This window comes from Listeria immobilis, from assembly GCF_014322845.1.
Lineage (GTDB): Bacteria > Bacillota > Bacilli > Lactobacillales > Listeriaceae > Listeria > Listeria immobilis.
The window spans coordinates 147,668-167,381 of sequence record NZ_JAASUA010000002.1 but is presented as its reverse complement, the minus strand read 5'-3'; the positions used below and the strand labels follow the sequence as shown (position 1 = coordinate 167,381).

General features: G+C 36.7%; 16 protein-coding genes. 4 read left to right on the top strand and 12 right to left on the bottom strand.

The features are described 5' to 3' along the window. Nucleotides 1–193: 193 nt before the first annotated feature. A complete protein-coding gene (locus tag HCJ45_RS03730) occupies nt 194–934 on the top strand; it encodes a MerR family transcriptional regulator (RefSeq protein ID WP_187124074.1) in 741 nt (246 codons plus the stop codon). Between the two features lie 186 nt (nt 935–1,120). After that, nucleotides 1,121–2,782 carry a SulP family inorganic anion transporter gene (locus HCJ45_RS03725; protein WP_187124073.1) on the top strand — a complete coding sequence of 554 codons (1,662 nt, stop codon included), beginning with the start codon at nt 1,121–1,123 and terminating at the stop codon, nt 2,780–2,782. Nucleotides 2,783–2,832: 50 nt separating this feature from the next. Here the strand turns inward: HCJ45_RS03725 and HCJ45_RS03720 are convergent, their stop codons facing one another. Continuing rightward, the gene (locus HCJ45_RS03720) at nt 2,833–3,276 is read right to left on the bottom strand and encodes a DUF2798 domain-containing protein (RefSeq protein ID WP_187124072.1); all 444 of its coding nucleotides are present in this window, start codon (nt 3,274–3,276) and stop codon (nt 2,833–2,835) included. Between the two features lie 105 nt (nt 3,277–3,381). Beyond that, nucleotides 3,382–4,134 (bottom strand): MurR/RpiR family transcriptional regulator, encoded by a 753-nt coding sequence (locus HCJ45_RS03715; RefSeq protein WP_185397453.1) that lies wholly within the window; start codon nt 4,132–4,134, stop codon nt 3,382–3,384. A 201-nt stretch (nt 4,135–4,335) separates the two neighbouring features. On the opposite strand from HCJ45_RS03715, the gene HCJ45_RS03710 reads away from it, so the two are divergent. Further along, complete coding sequence (locus HCJ45_RS03710; RefSeq protein ID WP_185348346.1) at nt 4,336–5,652, top strand: 6-phospho-beta-glucosidase; 1,317 nt, start codon at nt 4,336–4,338, stop codon at nt 5,650–5,652. 37 nt (nt 5,653–5,689) lie between these two features. Here the strand turns inward: HCJ45_RS03710 and HCJ45_RS03705 are convergent, their stop codons facing one another. Further along, on the bottom strand, nt 5,690–6,694 hold the full coding sequence (locus HCJ45_RS03705; RefSeq protein ID WP_187124071.1) for an ROK family transcriptional regulator: 1,005 nt from the start codon (nt 6,692–6,694) through the stop codon (nt 5,690–5,692). 127 nt (nt 6,695–6,821) lie between these two features. Further along, nucleotides 6,822–8,237, bottom strand: a complete 1,416-nt coding sequence (locus HCJ45_RS03700) for a DHA2 family efflux MFS transporter permease subunit (protein WP_187124070.1) — start codon at nt 8,235–8,237, stop codon at nt 6,822–6,824. Nucleotides 8,238–8,381: 144 nt separating this feature from the next. Between HCJ45_RS03700 and HCJ45_RS03695 the strand changes: the two genes are divergently transcribed. Continuing rightward, on the top strand, nt 8,382–8,759 hold the full coding sequence (locus tag HCJ45_RS03695; protein ID WP_185397451.1) for a DUF1304 domain-containing protein: 378 nt from the start codon (nt 8,382–8,384) through the stop codon (nt 8,757–8,759). 62 nt (nt 8,760–8,821) lie between these two features. Here HCJ45_RS03695 and HCJ45_RS03690 read toward each other — a convergent pair whose 3' ends face one another. The 8 genes from HCJ45_RS03690 to HCJ45_RS03655 all read right to left on the bottom strand — a co-directional run bounded on the left by HCJ45_RS03690 (nt 8,822) and on the right by HCJ45_RS03655 (nt 19,442). Further along, on the bottom strand, nt 8,822–10,570 hold the full coding sequence (locus HCJ45_RS03690; protein ID WP_187124069.1) for a class I mannose-6-phosphate isomerase: 1,749 nt from the start codon (nt 10,568–10,570) through the stop codon (nt 8,822–8,824). 123 nt (nt 10,571–10,693) lie between these two features. Next, nucleotides 10,694–11,566 (bottom strand): MurR/RpiR family transcriptional regulator, encoded by an 873-nt coding sequence (locus HCJ45_RS03685; RefSeq protein ID WP_187124068.1) that lies wholly within the window; start codon nt 11,564–11,566, stop codon nt 10,694–10,696. A gap of 89 nt (nt 11,567–11,655) precedes the next feature. Beyond that, nucleotides 11,656–13,074, bottom strand: coding sequence for a glycoside hydrolase family 125 protein (locus tag HCJ45_RS03680; protein ID WP_246456454.1), 1,419 nt, complete (start codon nt 13,072–13,074; stop codon nt 11,656–11,658). Further along, nucleotides 13,052–13,933 carry an ROK family protein gene (locus tag HCJ45_RS03675; protein WP_187124067.1) on the bottom strand — a complete coding sequence of 294 codons (882 nt, stop codon included), beginning with the start codon at nt 13,931–13,933 and terminating at the stop codon, nt 13,052–13,054. Before HCJ45_RS03675 ends, HCJ45_RS03680 begins: the two co-directional genes overlap by 23 nt. A gap of 15 nt (nt 13,934–13,948) precedes the next feature. Beyond that, complete coding sequence (locus tag HCJ45_RS03670) at nt 13,949–16,378, bottom strand: glycoside hydrolase family 38 N-terminal domain-containing protein (RefSeq protein WP_187124066.1); 2,430 nt, start codon at nt 16,376–16,378, stop codon at nt 13,949–13,951. A 14-nt stretch (nt 16,379–16,392) separates the two neighbouring features. Continuing rightward, nucleotides 16,393–17,229: a carbohydrate ABC transporter permease gene (locus HCJ45_RS03665; RefSeq protein WP_187124065.1), complete on the bottom strand. Its 837-nt coding sequence runs from the start codon at nt 17,227–17,229 to the stop codon at nt 16,393–16,395. Between the two features lie 2 nt (nt 17,230–17,231). Beyond that, nucleotides 17,232–18,122 carry a carbohydrate ABC transporter permease gene (locus HCJ45_RS03660; RefSeq protein ID WP_185397445.1) on the bottom strand — a complete coding sequence of 297 codons (891 nt, stop codon included), beginning with the start codon at nt 18,120–18,122 and terminating at the stop codon, nt 17,232–17,234. 75 nt (nt 18,123–18,197) lie between these two features. Then, nucleotides 18,198–19,442 carry an ABC transporter substrate-binding protein gene (locus tag HCJ45_RS03655; RefSeq protein ID WP_185397444.1) on the bottom strand — a complete coding sequence of 415 codons (1,245 nt, stop codon included), beginning with the start codon at nt 19,440–19,442 and terminating at the stop codon, nt 18,198–18,200. Between the last annotated feature and the right edge of the window lie 272 nt (nt 19,443–19,714).

Here is a 19,714-nt window from a genome sequence, read left to right as displayed (position 1 = left end):
CCGCTATCCCCTTTTAAATTGCTATCACATTTCGTCACATTTTAGACACATTTATCCTTCATTATACGAGAAAGTTCTCTTATTTTCCATGTTTTTTTATTTTCCTATTAAAAAGAGTATAATAAACAAAAAAACAACCTTGACTATTACGCCACGTCATACTTTATAGTGGCATTAGAAGGAGGAATCACTCATGCAAACGAAAGAATTAGCTGAATTAACAGGTGTAAGTGTGCGCACGCTTCATCACTATGATAAAATCGGTCTTCTTGTCCCTCAAAAAGATAATTTGAACGGTTATCGTATTTATTCAGAATCAGATGTCGACAAATTACAACAAATTCTTTTCTTTAAAGAACTTGATTTCCCTTTGAAAAAAATAAAACAAATTCTTGATGATCCGTCATTTGATAAAACGAAAGCACTTGAATTACAACAGCATTTATTGGTAGAAAAAAAACATCGTATTGAGACGATGTTAATAACACTTGATCAAACCATCAGGAATGAAAAAGGAGAAATAACAATGACTAATGAAGAAAAATTTACTGGATTTGACTTTTCCACGAACCCCTATGAAGAAGAAGCAAGACAACTATGGGGTGACAAAACTTTTGAACAGGCTAATAAAACAATCAAAAATAAAAGTGAACAAGAACAACTTTTCTTAAAAGAAAGCTTTGATGCTGAATTTCGGCATTTAGCAGCTGTTCGTAAATTGTCCCCTTCCTCTGAAAAAGCCCAACAAGCAATTGACCATTTTTTCCATTATTTAAATGATACACATGGAAATATTTATAGTTTAGAAGTTTTTGCTGGACTTGGGGAAATGTACGTTGCCGATGAACGGTTCACAAAAAATATTGATCAATTTGGTGACGGATTATCCGCCTTCCTAAAAGATGCAATGTCTGTTTATGCTAAAAACAACTAATTAAAGATAGTCACGATTTCGAACTAATGGAATCGTGGCTTTTTATTTCATCACATCCAACAGCAGGATAGTTTTTTAGGCTTTTCATGATTGGACTAGGTAAAAACAGGGTAAATACTATAGATTTCATTAATCACTATTGTAGTGTAGAATAAAATGATTATTATATTTTCAAGGGAGGAACTTATGTTTAAACACATTTTGCTGTCATTAAATGGGTATAAAGCATCCTATTTAAAAAATGATGTTATTTCCGGTGTTGGAGTCGCCGCACTGACGATTCCTGTTGCAATGGGATATGCGCAAGTAGCAGGACTTCCACCCATTTACGGATTATATGCATCTTTTCTACCAGTTATCGCTTATGTAATTTTTGCTAGTTCGCCACAGCTCATTTTTGGGATTGATGCAACTGCAAGCGCAATTACTGGTTCGATTATTTTAGGAACTGCGGGTCTTGCAGCAGGTTCCAAAGAGGCAATTGCACTTGCTCCAATTCTTGCCTTCTTTTGTGCAGTATTTTTAGTCCTTTTTTCTGTATTGAAACTAGGTCGTTTTGCTAAATACATATCAGCGCCTGTTCTTAGTGGCTTTATTTCTGGACTTAGTGTTTCTATTATTATGGGGCAAATTCCGAAGATAATGGGCCTAAAAGAAAGCGGAGATAGTTTTTTCTCAAGCCTAGGTATTATCGTTGGCCAGTTTTTCCAGTCTAATTGGATTTCTCTTGCAATGGGTGTCGCTACAGTCATCATTGTTATTTCCAGTAAAAAAGCTATTCCTAAAGTTCCTATGTCTTTAGTTGTGTTAATGCTAGGTACTCTTGCAGCTTATTTCTTTAAATTGGATCAGTACAATGTAGATATTGTTGGCAAAATCCCAGTTGGGTTTCCTTCTCTTGCGCTTCCTGATTTTGGTGCAAGTTCTTGGGCATTAGCAATTGGCGGTGGCTTAATCTGCGCGATAGCAACATTTGCTGGTTCTCTATTACCAAGTGAGAGCTTTGCACTACGTAATAAATATACGATTGACGATAATCGCGAGTTATTTTCTTATGGTATTTCCAATTTTGTTGCTTCTATTTCTGGTTGCCCTCCAGCAAGTGCCAGTGTTTCAAGAACAGCGGCAAACGAACAATTTCATGGTAAAACACAAATGGTTTCTATCGTTGCAGCGACTATTATCGCACTTATTGTTGCTTTCTTAAGTGGCTTGCTTTATTATATGCCACAGCCAGTTCTTTCCGGAATTGTTTTTGCAGCGCTTGTTGGAATTATTGATGTGGATGTTTTGAAAGGTTTATTTAAAGTATCTCGTCGCGAAGCAACTGTTTGGATTGTTGCCGCACTTGGAACACTTCTGGTCGGAGTTATTTTTGGAGTTCTACTTGGGATCGCCTTATCTTTCATTAATGTCGTAAGTCGCTCGATAAACTCTCCAATTGCAATTCTTGGAGTAATTGAAGGTCGTCATGGCTACTTTGACTTAAAACGTAAACCAGAAGCCAAACCAATTCCAAATGTCGTTATTTATCGTTATAGCGCTTCTCTTTTCTTTGGTAACTTTAATAAATTTGCAGATGGTTTAAAAGAAGCAGTTCAAGATGATACCAAATTAGTCATTTTTGAAGCTAGCGCGATTATAAATATTGATACTACCTCTACAGAATCTATGAAAGACCTACTAAAATGGCTTGATGATAGAGGAATTGAATATTATTTTGCAGATCTTATCGACCATTTAAAAACAAGTTTTAGAAAACATGAACTTGGTTACCTTATTGATAATGGTTATACGAAGAAAACGGTGGAAGATGCACTTGATGCTTATCATAGCAAACAAAAATAAAAAAATGCTTAGCTCGAGTTTAATCTCATGCTAAGCTTTTTTTATTCCTTTTACAAAAGCCCAAAAATTTTCGGACTAATCAAACGAACAAATGGTGAAACAATAACGATTTGTAAAAATAAAGCAACAAAATAATTGCGCAATATAAGTATCCCTAGATGACTCCATTCTTGCTGATTAATAATTAAACTAAGCGTTGACATGAAGACACACATAAAAGTAACCATTAATAATTGCATCACAATAATTTTTTTGAATTTCGAAGTTTTCTCACTAACTAATAGCATTTGAATACGCGATGCTAGTTTTCCTACTACAAAAAAATCTAATAAAAATCCCACAAAAACAAATGGAACAAAAGCTTTTAAGATAATTACAAAAGACTCTGTACCAAAACCATTTTCAAGAAAAATATTATAAGAGCTCATACATAAAATCATTAAAGAACACATAATAAATGTAAACACGACTTTTTCTTTCGTATTACTGTACATAATTTCACCTCCTAAAGAATAATCGTAGCAAATAAAAAAATTCTTCGTAAGTGACAATTTTGTTACAAAAAAAGTTTTGCTTAGAAATCCAAGCAAAACTCACTATTAGTTCTTTTCTTTATCAATTTGGGTTCTTATTTCCCGGGCAATATTTTCAATTGTATATAGTGCTGGTAACTGGGAAGTAATATTCGCTTCTTGATACATTTCTTTATTAATATAATAAGCTATATTCGCATCAGAAAGCCTTGCTATAGTTGATTTGGAGCTATTAGTAATTGAAATCACCTTACAATTTTGCGCTTTAAGCTGGTGAATATATTTTATAATATCTTCATTTTCCCCTTCGACTGAAATGGCAATCATACAAATTTTATCAGAAAGTTTGCTTGATAGATGATAAAACGGATGATTTAGTGGATCTTCAATATGGAGCGCTAATGTAAATAAAGATGAAAAATAAATCGCACCATATTCCGCGATAACTCCTGAGGAACCCACTCCTGCAAATAAAACTAATTCCCGATCGCGAAGAATTCGAGCAGCATTTTGAATTTGCGCTTTAAATTCTGGTTGGGCTGTTCGTTTTAAAAAATCGATATAGGTAGTTTCGTCTGACATATCAATTTGTGAAAGCTTTTGTTCTTCCAAATAAAGTTGCAATTTCACGCGAAACTCTGAAAAACCATTACAACCAAACTTTCGACAAAAGCGCAAAATGGTTGTTGTACTTACGTGCGCTTCCGTTGCCAAATCACGAATTCGCATATAAACAACTTTATCTAAATTTGCCACAATATAATTATAAATATCTAATTCCGTGTCATTTAATTCTAAACTTTTATCTAAAAAAAGCATTTCCGCACCTCTTTTCGCTTTATTTTATCATGTAACACCTCGTTACTCAAATGTAACAAGTTCCTACTTAGAAAATCCTTACCTAAAACTAGCCAAATACTAGCTATTTTTTCATAATATTTCTATACTATAACTGTGAGAAGAAAAGGTAACTAACAATGAAGTAAGCCTTTTCAAAAAATATCCTTGGAGGTATGAATAATGAGTAAAGGTATTAAAATCGCTACTATTGGTGGCGGATCAAGTTATACACCCGAACTAATTGAAGGATTTATTAAACGTCAAGACGAACTACCTGTTCGCGAACTTTGGTTAGTGGATGTAGAAGCTGGCCGTGAAAAATTAGAAATCGTTGGCAACCTAGCAAAACGTATGGTGAAAAAAGCTGGCGTTAATATGGAAGTACATTTAACACTTGATCGTGAAGAAGCATTAAAAGACGCTGATTTCGTTACAACACAACTTCGCGTAGGTTTACTAGATGCTCGTGTTAAAGATGAACGTATCCCAAATTCATATGGTGTGGTTGGTCAAGAAACTAACGGACCAGGCGGCATGTTTAAAGGACTTCGCACAATTCCAGTTATTTTAGATATTTGTAAAGATATGGAACGTCTTTGTCCAGATGCTTGGTTAATCAATTTTGCTAATCCTGCTGGAATGGTAACAGAAGCAGTTCTTCGTTATAGTAACCAAAAGAAAGTAGTTGGCTTATGTAATGGACCAATTGGCATCGAACGCAATATTGCTGAAACTCTTGGTGTAGATGTATCTGAAATTTATGTAGAATTCGTTGGTTTAAATCATATGGTATTCGCAAAAACCGTTTATCATAATGGTAAAGACGTAACCAAAGACGTTGTTTACAAAATGACGGAAGATGAAGCTGGCTCAAGCTTGAAAAATATCAATGCAACTGGCTGGGATAAAACATTCTTACGTACACTAAACATGATTCCAATCGACTACTTGCGCTACTACTGGCAAACAAAACAACAACTGGAAGACCAAGCCCGCGCCTACGCAGAACATGGTACACGTGCAGAAGTTGTTAAAAAAGTAGAAGCAGAACTATTTGAGCTTTATAAACAAGAAGAACTAGCAGAAAAACCAAAACAACTAGAACAACGCGGCGGCGCTTACTACAGTGAAGCAGCATGTAACCTAATTAATTCCATTTATAACGACAAACGCGATATTCAAATTGTAAATACTCGTAATAATGGCGCAATCCTTGATATTGACCCTGATTCCGCAGTAGAAACAAACTGTGTTATCACTCGCCAAGGTCCTATTCCACTAGCAAGCGGACGTCTTCCAATTGCTATCAATGGAATTATCCAAGAAATCAAGACTTTTGAACGCCTAACAGCAGAAGCCGCAGTTACTGGTGACTATGATAAAGCGCTACTTGCGATGACTATCAACCCATTAACTCCAAGCGAATCTGTTGCACGTGAAATGCTTGATGAACTTCTAGAAGCCCACAAAGAATACCTACCAAATTTCTTTAAATAAACAAAAAAGATGAGCCTTTTTTCAAGGTTCATCTTTTTTATATTCTCCAATCTGTCAAATTATTTTCCAGATAATCAATCCCAAAAGCCAATAAACCAATTCGATAGTCCGTCGTAAATTTACGCGATAACTGTATTTTGGGAAGTATAGCATATGGATATACTTTGGCCAAATCTTGCACTAATTCTTCCATAAAATCTTTTTGTCCAAAATAAAAATTTGTATAGATAACAATTGTTTCCGGATCATAAAAACTCATTGTTAGTTGCACCATTTTTCGAATATGTTCTTTAATCTTATCCACCGAAAAATCAAAGTTATCCCAGTTAATTTGCAGCGGCATATGTTTTATCTCTCCAGCTAATCCGTTCCTCCCCTTTAAAATTTCGCCATTCATTAGCAAACCCGCACCCGGAGGAAAACGTTCTGGATAATAAAGCCCAACAATGTTATTTTCTGTAACGGGACGATTTTTATAACCTAAAATGGCAGCATTCGTATCGGTTTCAACTAAGATCGGCAAATTCACTTCCGATTCCAACGTTTCTCGCAAATGCACATTTAAAAGTAGTGGAAAATCCATAGCGCGCAGTCTCCCACCAATTTCAATTCCGGGGACACCAATCACAATACAAGAAATCTTTGGAAATGCGCACACATGGTCTTTAATATTTCGTTTAAGAGCATGAATATCTAAATCTTCACCTGACATATCTTCCACAAACTCCACTTCACCTAACAAATTATATACAGAAAAGGAATAAGTGATTTTCTTCCATTTTTCTTGCAAACTTACAACTAAAACTTGTTGGAAATTTGGATTAATTGTATAGGAAACCGCTCTTCTTCCACCTGTTGCAACCGAACTATCTTGCTCTAAAATTTCATCATCCTCTTCTAAAGCACGAATTAATTTGTTCACTGTAACTACACTTAAGTCCGTTATTTCCGCAATTTCTGCTTTTGTCATTGCTCCATGCTGCCGTAAAATTGATTTGATATTTCGCTTATTTAGTTCTTTTAAATCACGCGGGAGTGCCATTAAATCCATCCTCTCACTATAATAATAAACAAACTTTATAAACTTTATTCAATATTATTTTAACTGCTTTGCTAATTTTTGTCAAAAAAAGAACTCCTCACCTTAGCGAGAAGTTCTTTTCTGATAATTATTTTGCTTTTCGAATAAATAACGAACAAACTAATCCTATACATGCCATGATTAAGCCAAACATAAAGGCGTTTTGAATGCCCGCAGTAAGTGATGCGACCATTTCTTCAGGTCCTGCTCCTTGCGCGGTTTCCATATATGCTTTTTGCCCAGCTGTCATAATCGTAATTGCAACTGCTGTCCCAATTGCTCCAGAAACTTGCTGCAATGTATTCATAATCGCTGTGCCATCTGGATATAGCTTAGGAGGCAGCTGATTTAAGCCATTGGTTTGTGCTGGCATCATTACCATTGAAATCCCAATCATCAACACGGAATGAAGTATAATAATTGTTAATGCAGTCGTATCCGTTTCGATTCTTGTTAAAAAGAATAACGCAATAACTGCGACAACAAATCCAGGAATAACTAATGCTCGCGGTCCATACGCATCAAACAATCTTCCCGTAAATGGTGACATCAAACCGTTTAAAACTCCACCCGGAAGCAACACAAGTCCCGCCGAAAATGCTGCGAGCGCTAAACTATTTTGTAAATAAAGTGGTAGTAAAATCATAGTCGAAAGAATCATCATAAAACTAATAAATACCAAGATAAGTCCCAAAGTGAACATCGGGTATTTAAACACTTTTAAATCCATTAACGGTTTTTCCATTGCTAGTTGACGCCATACGAATAAAGCGAGTGAAATCCCACCAACAATAATTGCAGTTAATACCGGCGTACTTCCCCAACCATTTTCCCCTGCACTACTAAAGGCAAATACAACTCCACCAAAACCTAATGTAGAAAGAATAATTGATAAAACATCTATTTTTGGCTTCGTCACAACCGACACATTTTGCATATATTTCATTCCAAATAATAATGCAATAATTAAGAATGGTAAAGAAATCCAGAAAATCCAGTTCCATGTTAAGTTTTCCAAAATCAGCCCAGAGATCGTCGGACCAACCGCCGGAGCAAACATAATTACGAGTCCAATCATTCCCATTGCTGAGCCGCGTTTATGCTCTGGAAAAATCAATAAAATCGTATTAAACATTAACGGTAATAACAATGCTGTACCTATTGCTTGTACTACACGCCCCACCATCAGTATTGCAAAAGTTGGTGAGATTGCCGCGATAAATGTCCCTACAATCGAGAAGCTTACTGCTGTAAAAAATAGTCCTCGCGTTGTAAACCACTGTAAAAGTAACCCCGAAATCGGTACTAATATTCCAAGCGTTAGCAAGTAACCAGTTGTAAGCCACTGCACTGTCGCTGAACTAATATCAAATACCTGAGTCAATTCACTAAGCGCCATATTCAATGCCGTTTCACTAAATAACCCAATAAATCCTGCCATTAAAAATGAGGCGATAATCGGGATTGGCCGAATCTGTCGCTCCATTGCTCTCTCTTGTTGCATATAAATTCCCCCTTTTCAGACTAAAATATAGTAGTCTACGTTTGATATTATGTAGATTTGGGAGAGAAGTCAATATTTGTGCCTTAATTTCATCAGAAATAATTTATTATATGCTATACTTTGGATTAGAAAAGAGGGATTTTTATGACTATTTTAGCTTTTATCTTAACTTTCATCGTAATGATTGAGCATATTTATATTATGATTTTAGAAATGTTTTTCGCTAATACTAAACTGGCAGCAAAAACTTTTGGTGTCGAAAAAGAATTACTTGAGAATAAAAAAGTGCAGACATTGTTTGCGAATCAAGGGCTTTATAATGGCTTCTTGGCGGCAGGTCTTGCTTGGGGTTTGTTTTTTGCGGGTGATGTGTATGCCAGCACTGTGCAAATTTTCTTTTTAAGCTGTGTGGTTATTGCAGCATTATTTGGAGGGGCGACTTCTTCCAAAGGAATTCTAGTAAAGCAAGGTCTACCTGCAATTTTGGCGTTGATTGTAGTTTTATTATCTGTCATTAGTTGAAAAAATGACTATTAATCCACACACCAGAAGGCGCAATCAGTTTAGTTGATTGCGCCTTCCATTTACATAATTCGTGCTCGCAAAACTGCCACTCGCTCGCTTTCTCCAACATTCCTAATCCTAAATCTTTCTACTTGTGCCGGAATCACGAATGTCTCTACATAATGAATTTCAAAAGCGTCAAATGCATTTTCTAAACTCTCAACAATGACGCAATCTCCTTCCACCAAATTCAACATATTGACCGTCTTTTCCGTGTTATCGTAATCAACATAATCAGTAAACCAATCTCGCTCTGTATAAATCTGCTCCGTTTTATACAATCCTGTTCGCTCTTTGGTATGTGAAGCCGTTTCAACTAGAGGTACAAATTTATTTACTAAATTATCCGCCACCCATTTCTCAGAGCGATTCCAATTAATTACTTTTTTACCATGTTCTAGATGTACTGGTCGTGGTTTATTATCCAAGCCTAATCGTCCCCAGTCCCACAACTTAAATGTAAATATGTAGGCACACAAACTTATTTCTAGTATCATTGAGTCGGCACCAGAACAATGAACTGTGCCTGATGGTATTAAGAAATGGTCATGTTTTTTTGCCGGGAAAGTATTAATATACTCGGTTGCATCTAGGTCGGCTGTTCCTGTTTGTGCATCTTCAAGTGCTCCAATTAAATCTGCTGGTGCGACTCCATCTTTCACACCCAAATAAACAACCGCATCTTTTTTTGCATCTAGCAAATAATAGCTCTCTTCTTGTGTATAATCCATACCAAATTGTTTTTTTATATATTCCTTATTCGGATGAACTTGCAAACTGAGATTCTGTCCCTCTATCGTATCTAAAAAATCAAAACGAATTGGTAATTCCGCGCCAAACCTGCTAAATACTAACTCACCTAGTAGCTCCATCGGATATTTCAAAACGGCATTAATCGCTGGTGTTTCAATGCGCACATCCCCAAATTCTAAATATAAACTGTTTTCTTCCGCAACGCCATCAAACGCCCATGCAAAATTATTAACGCGCGAATCTAACCCTAAATTTTTCTTCATCCATTGTCCGCCCCAAACTCCTGGGTCAAAATATGGTACAAAGCGGAATGGTCCTTGCAACATTTGCTCAAGCCCTAAACAATAATCCGACCAGCATACCATTTTGGGATTATCAAGTGAATTTTCGTCCACATAATAATCAATTTTGTCGAATAATTCTACTTTTAATCGATCAGCTGCGCGCCAATCTAAGAAAAAACCTCTTTTATATTTCCGCAAAATGTCTTCATCCAAATTAGTATCATTCCAATTTCCAATCTCTTCTGACCGCATTCGTTGTTGAATCTCCCAACGAGCAACATCCACATATACTGTCACATCAGCATCTGCTGCTATACTTGCTCCTGTCCCATAAACAATCGTTAAACTATCTGTTGCAGCCACTTTTTCCATTAATAAAGCTAACTTCGCTTTATCATAATAATCTACAATTTTTAGTGCTGCCATCCTTCCAAAAACACGATCTTCTGTAATCAACATGGCGAATTTATCCTGAATCTCCTGTCCATGCATCGCAAAATCATCTGCACAAAGTATTGTCGCCTTTTTAAAATAGTCTTCTAAAGCGCGTCTTAGCGTTTTAATCCGTACTCCTGGGTATGTTTCTATCGCTAAAACTGTCTTCTTTTTTGATTGCTTAGCTACTGCACTGGAAAGTTCCGAAAAAATAGCTTGAAATCCCGTCCAAGTTTTAAAATCACCTTTTACTTTTGTTGTTGGCGAGTGATTGTAACTCGTTTGATTTTTACTCAATATTAACGCGCCTCCTTCCCTTCTTGCTTCCAGTATAAGAATTTAATGCGTTTTCTACAATACTTGTAGCTAATAGCGAAAACCATTTCCGCCGTACGAAAAAAGAGGTCTTTTAAGCATATTTTATTCTTGTTCGGTCTCTTCATTTTTCTTTTTAAAATATGGTCTTGTTCGTGATATTTTCGCCGGAATAGTTTCATCATACATACTAATATAAACAGAATAAATAATATCCATCACATGTAACATCTCAATACGTGAAGCCGCTGCAACATAGCCTTCTGGATGTTCGATTTGAGCCACAGTAATATTACAAGCTGCAACTTGCGCTAAACTATTATCTGCCTCCGATGTAAACGAAATTGTATATGCACCCAGCTGTTTCGCAATCTCAAGTGCAGTTATCACTTCTTGTGTCTCACCGCTGTATGAAATCCCCACAGCAACACAACCAGCACTTGATTGTTGCGCCTGTGAAGTTTGAATATGTGAATCTGCAAATGCACTCGTACTCTTTCCTGAACGCAAAAAACGGTAGGAAAAGTCTTGCGCCACAAGATTGGAAATTCCACAACCATAAAAATCAATTTGGTCTACTTCATACAGTATTTTCGCCAAGTCCGTTACAAGTTCAGAATCTAAAAATTGCACACTTTTAATCATGCCGTTAATCGTTAAATTAGTAATAACCTCACCAATTTCGATAGCCGCCTTGTTTGGATAAATATAGCCTCGATTGTATACTTCTTGTTTCTCAAAAAACCACTTATGTAAATTTAAAACTAAATCCTGCTTAAAATCAGTAAATCCATTATAGCCAAGTTTTTTACACATCCTTACAATTGTTGCTGGACTTGTAAAACATTCATCAGCTAATTGTGTAATATGCATCGTTTTTACCGTTTCTGCATTCGTCACGACATACTTAGCAATATCTTGATAGGACCCCATGGACTGCTTGGCCATTGCTTGCAATTGCACAATTCCTGATTTCATCGCTAAAACCTCTTTTCCTTATTTGTGACTATTATACAACGAATATCCTCATAATTACTTACAAGGATATTCTGTATATCGAAAACAAGTTATAGCTTCATTTTCCCAATTTCTTTTAAAATAAACTCACAAAATATTGAATTTGACCAAGAAAACCATTCCCTTGTATACACTGTTGGATCATCTGCTAAAAATCCTTCATGTGTTAGGTCTGTTCCCGCATCTGTTGTTTCAAATAATCGTAGTAATTCCCGACACTCTGCATCACTCGTTGAAGTTAAGCCTTGAATTGCTAATCCCATATGCCAAACATATTCTGGTGGGGTATGAGGGCTTCCTAATCCTTTCGCTGCCGTTCCTTCAAAGTAATATCTATTATCCTTTGACAAAGAAAAACGGCGTGTATTTTGATAAATTTCATCGTTTGTATCACAATATTTTATATACGGCAAAGAGAGCAAACTCGGAACTCCCGTATCATCCATGATATTACTGTTACCTAGACCATCTACTTCATATGCGTATATTTTTCCATATTTAGGATGATTAATGATGCCAAATTTTGCGATTCCTTCTTGAACTTCTTTTTTAATCGTTGTTATTGAGCTTGATAAATCACTTTCCTCTGGGTAAAACGCTGTCATTATTTCTTCCAAATAGCCTAGGATGACAGCGGCAAACATATTGGCTGGTAGTAAATAGCCATATTCACATGCATCATCACTAGGACGAAAACCGGACCAAATCATTCCTGTATAACTCACCTTGGTCCCGCGCCCCTGATTTGGCAAGCTATCTTGTTCAACCCCATTTTCACGAATAAAAAAGTATTCTGATTGCGATTCATGATGTTGTTCAACCCGAAATACACGAATCATTTCCTTAATTGCTGCCAAAAAATCTTGATCAAATAAATCTACACGACCAGTCTGTTTCCAATAAAAATACGCAAGTTCTACAGGAAAACAAAGGGAATCTAGTTCATATTTCCGTTCCCAGCTCCAGGGATTTTGCCGTTCACTTTGATCAATTTCACTCCAGCAGTTCCCATTCCCCGCAAAATTAAATGCATTGGCGTATGGATCAAGAAGAATGTAGCGAAATTGCTGTCTAATTACAGCTCCAATCACATCATAAAGCTTACCTGTTGGATCATTTAGATTTAGAAATACGCGCAGTTGTCCTCCTGAATCACGCAGCCACATCGCTGGAATATCACCGGTAAATAAAAATGCTGTATCATCTTTTTTTTGAACAAGGGTTGTTGTAATCGTATTTAGCATACATTTTCGAAACATGCGCTGTAGTTTCTCAGAGATGTTCGTCTGTTGCAAAACGTCATCTATCATCCCATCAATTAACGTTTGCAGCTCCTGATTATCATGTAAGCCTTCTTGCAAAATTTCATCGGTAATTCGTCGTAAGCGAAAATACGTTTCATCGCCCATCATTTCCTTATTTAAACTTGTATCTTTTTCCAATATTTCACCATTCCTTTCCTTTAACAAGCATCATCGCTCCATAAAGCCCCGCATCGTCTCCAAGGCTAGCAACTTTTAACTGAATATTTTCCTTCATTGAACCATATACTTGTCCTGCTACAACTGGCTGCAATTTTTCTATTAGCCATGGATGATGTAAAATGACAGAACCACCAAGAACAAAAACTTCTGGATCAAGCACTTGGATAATGGACGTTACTGCTGCACTGAAATGCTGTAACCATTCATCTATTACTTGGTGTGCTTGTTTATGATTAGCTTTGTATTGTACGAATAACTCGGCTGCCGTTTTATCTTCCCCGAATAATTTTTTACTTGTATAAAGCAAAGCACTACCACTACATATATTTTCTAGTGTACCATTTGGCAAACTTGCCTCAACAATCATATTTCCAATTTCCGATGCATGACCATGACTCCCGGAAAATAGTTCTCCACCATATACAAAACCGCCGCCAACACCTGTACTTACGGTAATATACTGCACACTATTAAAGCCACGTCCCGCACCAATGCTAGCTTCGGCAATAGCGGCTGCCTTGGCATCATTGATTAAAAAAACAGGTCGATTAACATATTTAGCAAGCTGATCGCGAATCGAGAAGCCAAACCATCCTGGTAAATTGGGAGCATCTAAAATACTACCGTTAGCCAAATCAAGTGGTCCAGGAGCACAAATCCCCACTCCAACTGCTAAACGTTTTGGATCTACTAATTGAATCATTTTCACTAATTTTTCTAATGCTTGCGCAGGTCCTAATGCCGCTTCTGTTTTAACTTGTTCACGTGCCACCAGTTGCGTGTCAGATTGGAACAAAGCCACTCGCATATTTGTTGCACCAATATCTATTCCAATTCGATACATCTCTTTCCACACCCCTTACACATACATCGATAAAAAGCCTTGATTATATGATTTACAAGCATCCAAAGCAACATCTGCCTGATTTGTTTGTAAAATCGAAAGGGTGTACCTAAACTCATAAAATCCTGCTAAATCCACCTTAAAATTGGTTTCCCAGAAATTATTCATCGCCCAAACATAGAGTGGTTCTTTATTTTTTTCCGTCTCTCCTAGTCCAGCTAGTTCAATAAGATGATGCTCTAAATCTCCTAAAACTAGTAGTGGTGTATCTTTAAGCGCAAGAATAATCGATTTTTCCGTTCCCACATAAGCTGCTCCTTCTTGAACTAAATAAAACTCTTGATTAGTTCCAGGTAGCTGATCTACACCAGGTCGTACAAGACATCCCGTTTTATCAAAATAAAGTTCCTCCGTTTGACCTGTCGTAAATGGGAATGATATATACAGATTTTCAGGATCCCAAATGCTGTCTTTATGCAATCGTAATGTGACATCTATTTTTGGCGTATCACGAAATACTTTCATATGAATTTCATACATTTGTGTGCCTTCCAAATCATATGTAAATACAACAGTTGCACTTACATCACCAATTTCTCTCACTTGAATATTTTGTAATTTGGATACGTAACGATTGGTGTTTATCTTTTTACGGTTTCGCCCCATTGTATGACGAACTTCCCAAGCATTTGGTTCTGTTTTCGTACGCTCATAAATTCCTACAAACGGTGCATATTCTAAATTATCGCGAAGTAGCGAACGACCATCTCGCTTATCCGTCATTGCGATAATTCCTTCCGTTTCGTCAAAAGTCATCGAATAATATTTCGTCTCCACTTGATGCGCATTTACACGTAAACCTTTTTGCCAACCATCATACATCACATCATTTACTTTATCTACTGCTAAAAAGCGATAAGGCGCTTTTTGTAGTTCTTTTTTTAGACGAATACGTAAAATGCGTTCTTCTAAACCTGCCAATTCTAGAACTACTTCTACTTCTTTCGCTCGAGCAATTTCTCTTACTTGAGATGGCAATACTTTTCCAGTCACCTCATCTACTACTTCGAGATTTTGCAATAAAATATCTACGCCAACACCTTCCACATCTTCCCAGTGCTCAATATATAAGCGAACACTATCCGTACGAGTCACTGATTGCGGATTGATTACCTTAAATAATTTTTCACGGTCAGGTCGAATGGTCACTTCCCCTTTAGACGCTAAAATCTCATCCAATTTCAGTGATGCTAATTGGTTAGCACGAATTGCGTAGGATGATTTTCTAAAGTCGAGATCATTTACAAGTGTTTCCCATGGCTCTGTCACAGAAGAGGAGTAACCCCACGTATGTTCTGCATATAATGCCAATTCGTACTCCACTTCATTTAAATACTCCTTGTCTGCTGCAACAAAGTCAGATGCTAATTGCTTGCCGATATGGTATTTGCGCTGCGCATCTTTGTAATGCTTCACGACAGCTGGGGTTGATCCAACACCATCTGCCCACCAATCATTCCAGTCTCCACGATACACTGGTAGTTCGTTCATTTCCTCTCGCAAAACTTTAAAAAAGTGGTTAAGCGTGATCATTTCAATTTCAATTTGCTCCCCATGAAGATTATTCCAAGCCTTCACTCGCTCTAAAATCCGACCATTCGGAGCTCCGTTATCCGTACTCATTCCCGAAACCATGATTGGCACGAAATCATACTCATAATCTGCATCATTATCCAGTTTCTCAATATATTGAAAAATGCGTTCTTCTGCCACTTTAAAATCAGCTACCTCTGCCTTTTCATTAAAGCGATCCTCTAATAAATACGTAATACCATGGTCAGGCACTAAACAAAGCTCATTGCCCATATGATAATGATCGGATACCCAAGTTAAAACCCGCTCGCCGCTTGGACCTTCCCACCAAAAACCTTGATGCTTTTTCTCAAGTGGAAACATGCCGTGATGCGTATGAATACAGCTAAATAAGTTTTCAATTCCATTTTTTGCTAACGCATCCGCATAACCCCAAGCATAACCATTAATATCAGCGCTCATAGCTGAATCAAGTGGAACCGCTAAACGATCCGCATAACTTCTACCTTGTGCCAGTTTATGATTTAATACGTCATCATCTACTAATTCAGTCATATTTAAATAATTAAGCGAAATATCAATTAATCCTGCCTGCACATATCGTTCAAAACAAGCAATATTTTCCTCGCTACTATTTTTAAGGAAATTTTCAACCTGCCAATAGTTTTCACATACCCAGCGAAATCCTTCCCATTCCGGACGTTTGCCATTTTCAATTTCCGTCAAAATATCAATCGCTTGTTGGATAAAATCAACATGATACCGCTTTAATTTTTCCTGACGCTCTGTATAACCAATATCTGTATGCGAATGATGCAACACGTACAATTTCCATTTCTTTGATAAAGCCATTTCTACAACACTCCTTATTTAGTAGTCATAATAAATCCTTTTTCTAAGTTTCTATGTGACAGAATAAATAATACAATTGTCGGAATCGATACGATAATAGCTGCTAACAAAATAGGTGGTACTTTTTGTATGGTAGAGCCGCCAAGTAATGATACCGCTGCCATTACAGGACGCGCAGACTCAGATTTTGTTAATGTCATCCCGAATAACAAATCACTCCAAATCCAAGTAAACTGGAATAAAAACACTGCCGCAAGTGGTGCACGAGCCATTGGCATATAAATTTTCCTAAAAATTGAGAAATCCGATGCCCCGTCCATTCTTGCACTTTCTAACATCTCTTTAGAAATACCCATCAAAAAGTTCCGTAAGACAAACACACTAAATGGAATAATCAGCGCTGCATAAATCAGTATCATCCCCACTCGTGTATCGTATAACCCAACTTGATTATACGTTTTAAAAATGGGAATTAGATACACTTGAAAAGGAAAAATAGTCCCGCTATAAATAATGAAAAACCAAAACAAGCCATGTTTAATTTTTAGTGTCTCAATCGCGAAAGCTGCTAGTGCCGCCATTATAATACCAAGTCCTCCGCCGATTGCCCCATAAATCATACTATTAATAAAACCTGAACCAAGTTGAATTTGCTGCGTTAAGTATTCCCAGTTTTCCGCAATCGAAAAGGATTTTGGTATATCCCAGAAATTCCCCGTACTATATTCCACCGAGCTTTTCACAGCGTTGACAATAACATAAAGAAACGGAAAAATCCAAATAATCGCCAGTATGATTAGAATAATATTTACCGTCCACTTTCCAACTCCAGCGTGCTTTCTTTCTATCATAATTAATTACTCCCTTCTCTATTAAATGTCTTTCGTAAATAAAAGATGGAGATAACTAGGATAATCACAGATAGCATCACAGCAATTGCCGACCCCATCCCTAAATGATTATTTGAAAATGATTCCTTATACATCGTAACGGCTAATGTTTCCGAAGTGCGATACGGCCCACCGCCAGTCATAACCCAAATACTATCAAACGTCTTGAAGCTATTCACTAAAGACATTAGCACAACTACAATAATCGTTGGCTTTAGTAATGGCAAAATGATTTTGGTGTATAGCGAAAGCCCCGATGCCCCTTCTAATTTTGCTGCCTCAATCGGCTCTGTTGGCATATTCACTAAACCAATGATAAATAGTAACATATTTAAGCCAATCCCTTGCCAAATCCCCGCAACAATCATAACGCCTGTATTGACATAAGGAATGTTAAGCCAATTTTTATCCAAATTTTCAAAGCCTAACATCCCTAACAGTTGCGGCAAACCATACATAGACAGCAAACTTGTCATAATCAACCCTACAATAACTCCAGAAACCGCATTTGGAAAATAAAATAAGTTCTTAAAAATTGTCGCAAAAGAACTTTTAATAATCGCAATAGCAAACAGAAGCGGCAGAACAACAGGAATAATAAGCCCCGCAGCCACCCAAACAAGTGTATTAATGCAAGATAATAAAAAGTTTTTGTCTTGAAAAACAGCAACATAATTATCAAAACCAACAAATTTAAAACTTCCTAAACCACTCCAATCTGTAAAACTAATAACCAAGGTAAAAATAATCGATAAAATACAAAAGCAAAACACAAAAAGTACCGCTGGCGCTATGTACAAATAAGCCTTTAATCCACTCCCTTTTTTAAAATTCGCTTTGGCTTGTAGACCCATATCATTCACACCTTTCTTTTGAAAAAAGCGGCGAGCAATCTGGTTATAACTATATTGCTCGCCATTTTCCCCATGTTATTTAAATGCACTATCCGCTGCTTTTTGAATTGTGTTTAATGTGTCATCTAGCACTGCATCTGTAGGGTTATAGAAAAATTTCCATAATTCATCGGTTGCAACTGTTACAATCTCACTAGGTGTTGCTTCATAATAACGAACCATTACTTGATATTTATTCGCATCCGCTGATTCCTTAACAAAACTACCGTTCACCGGATCATCTGACTTGGTATTATTTGTATTTATAATCCCTGCCTCATCTACAAAAATTTGTTGCACATCTTTCTTGTAAAAACTTTGCAGTACTTTTTTCGCATCCGCACTTTGCTTACTTTTCTTTGAAACAACAATTGGTGATGCTTCATAGAAAATGACCTGTTTCTGATTTGCTGTCATAGAAGGAGCAACAAATACATCAAAATCTTTGCCAGGCTCCATGTTATACTCTTTTTTCAAAGTGGTAGAAGATACAGTTGGCTCATAGACCATTGCGCTTTCATCTGTTGAGAACATTTTCATTTGTGATGCTGGATCTACTGGATCGCCAAAATATCCTTTTTTAATCATTTTTTGCCATACTTTCATTACTTTTTTCATTTCAGGATCTGTATATTTTATATCGCCATTTGTTAATCCTACATATAAATCAGGATTATAACTCGCAATTAGCGTTTGAAACCATAAGAAGCTAGCCCATGGATCATTTTTCAAACCAATTGGATCTATTTTATTGGCTTTCAATGTATCACATACTTTTATAAACTCATCCCAAGTTTTTGGCACTTCTAAATCGTACTTATCAAATACCGCTTTATTATATATAATTCCGTTATATAACACACTAAACGGAGCTGCATAAACTTTCCCATCAATTGTAAAGGCATCTGCAAGCCCTGGATTGACCCCTTCTTTTTCGTAATATTCCTTCCATTCCTTCGTTAAATCAACAACTAAATCGCTATCTACCAATTTTTTCAGTTTATCGCCACTCCACCAAGTGAATAACCCTGGTGCCTTTTCACTATCAAGTGACTGCTGTACGGTCGTTTCATAGGCTGTCACTTCTGTGTATCCAACGGTTTTATAGCCCACGCCTCCATCTTTTTCAATTTGGTCAGACATAGAATTCATAATACCTACATTTTCTCCACCTTTATCCGTGTAAAACTCCACTTTAGAACTGGATGCATCTCCTTTACCACAACTAGCAAGAAGTATTACAACTGCAACAATACAACTGATCGACACGATTTTTTTCATTCTTAAGCTCTCCTTTTTGTTAGTTTAGAATGAAAATATGATGAAATATTTCCATTTTTCTGTTTCCAACTTCCCAGCAGGCTAATATTCCGAAAAACGCTTATGTCTGTCCTGTTTGCTACGTTCATTATAAGTATAGGCTCGCCCTCCTGCAAGCGGTTACAAAGATGTCGAAAACGGTTTTCGCTGGACGAAAAAGAGAGAACACACTAATTATCGAGAAATTGATTTTCCAAATAAAACCAGTCTGCTCAAAAAAAGTGGAACATGAT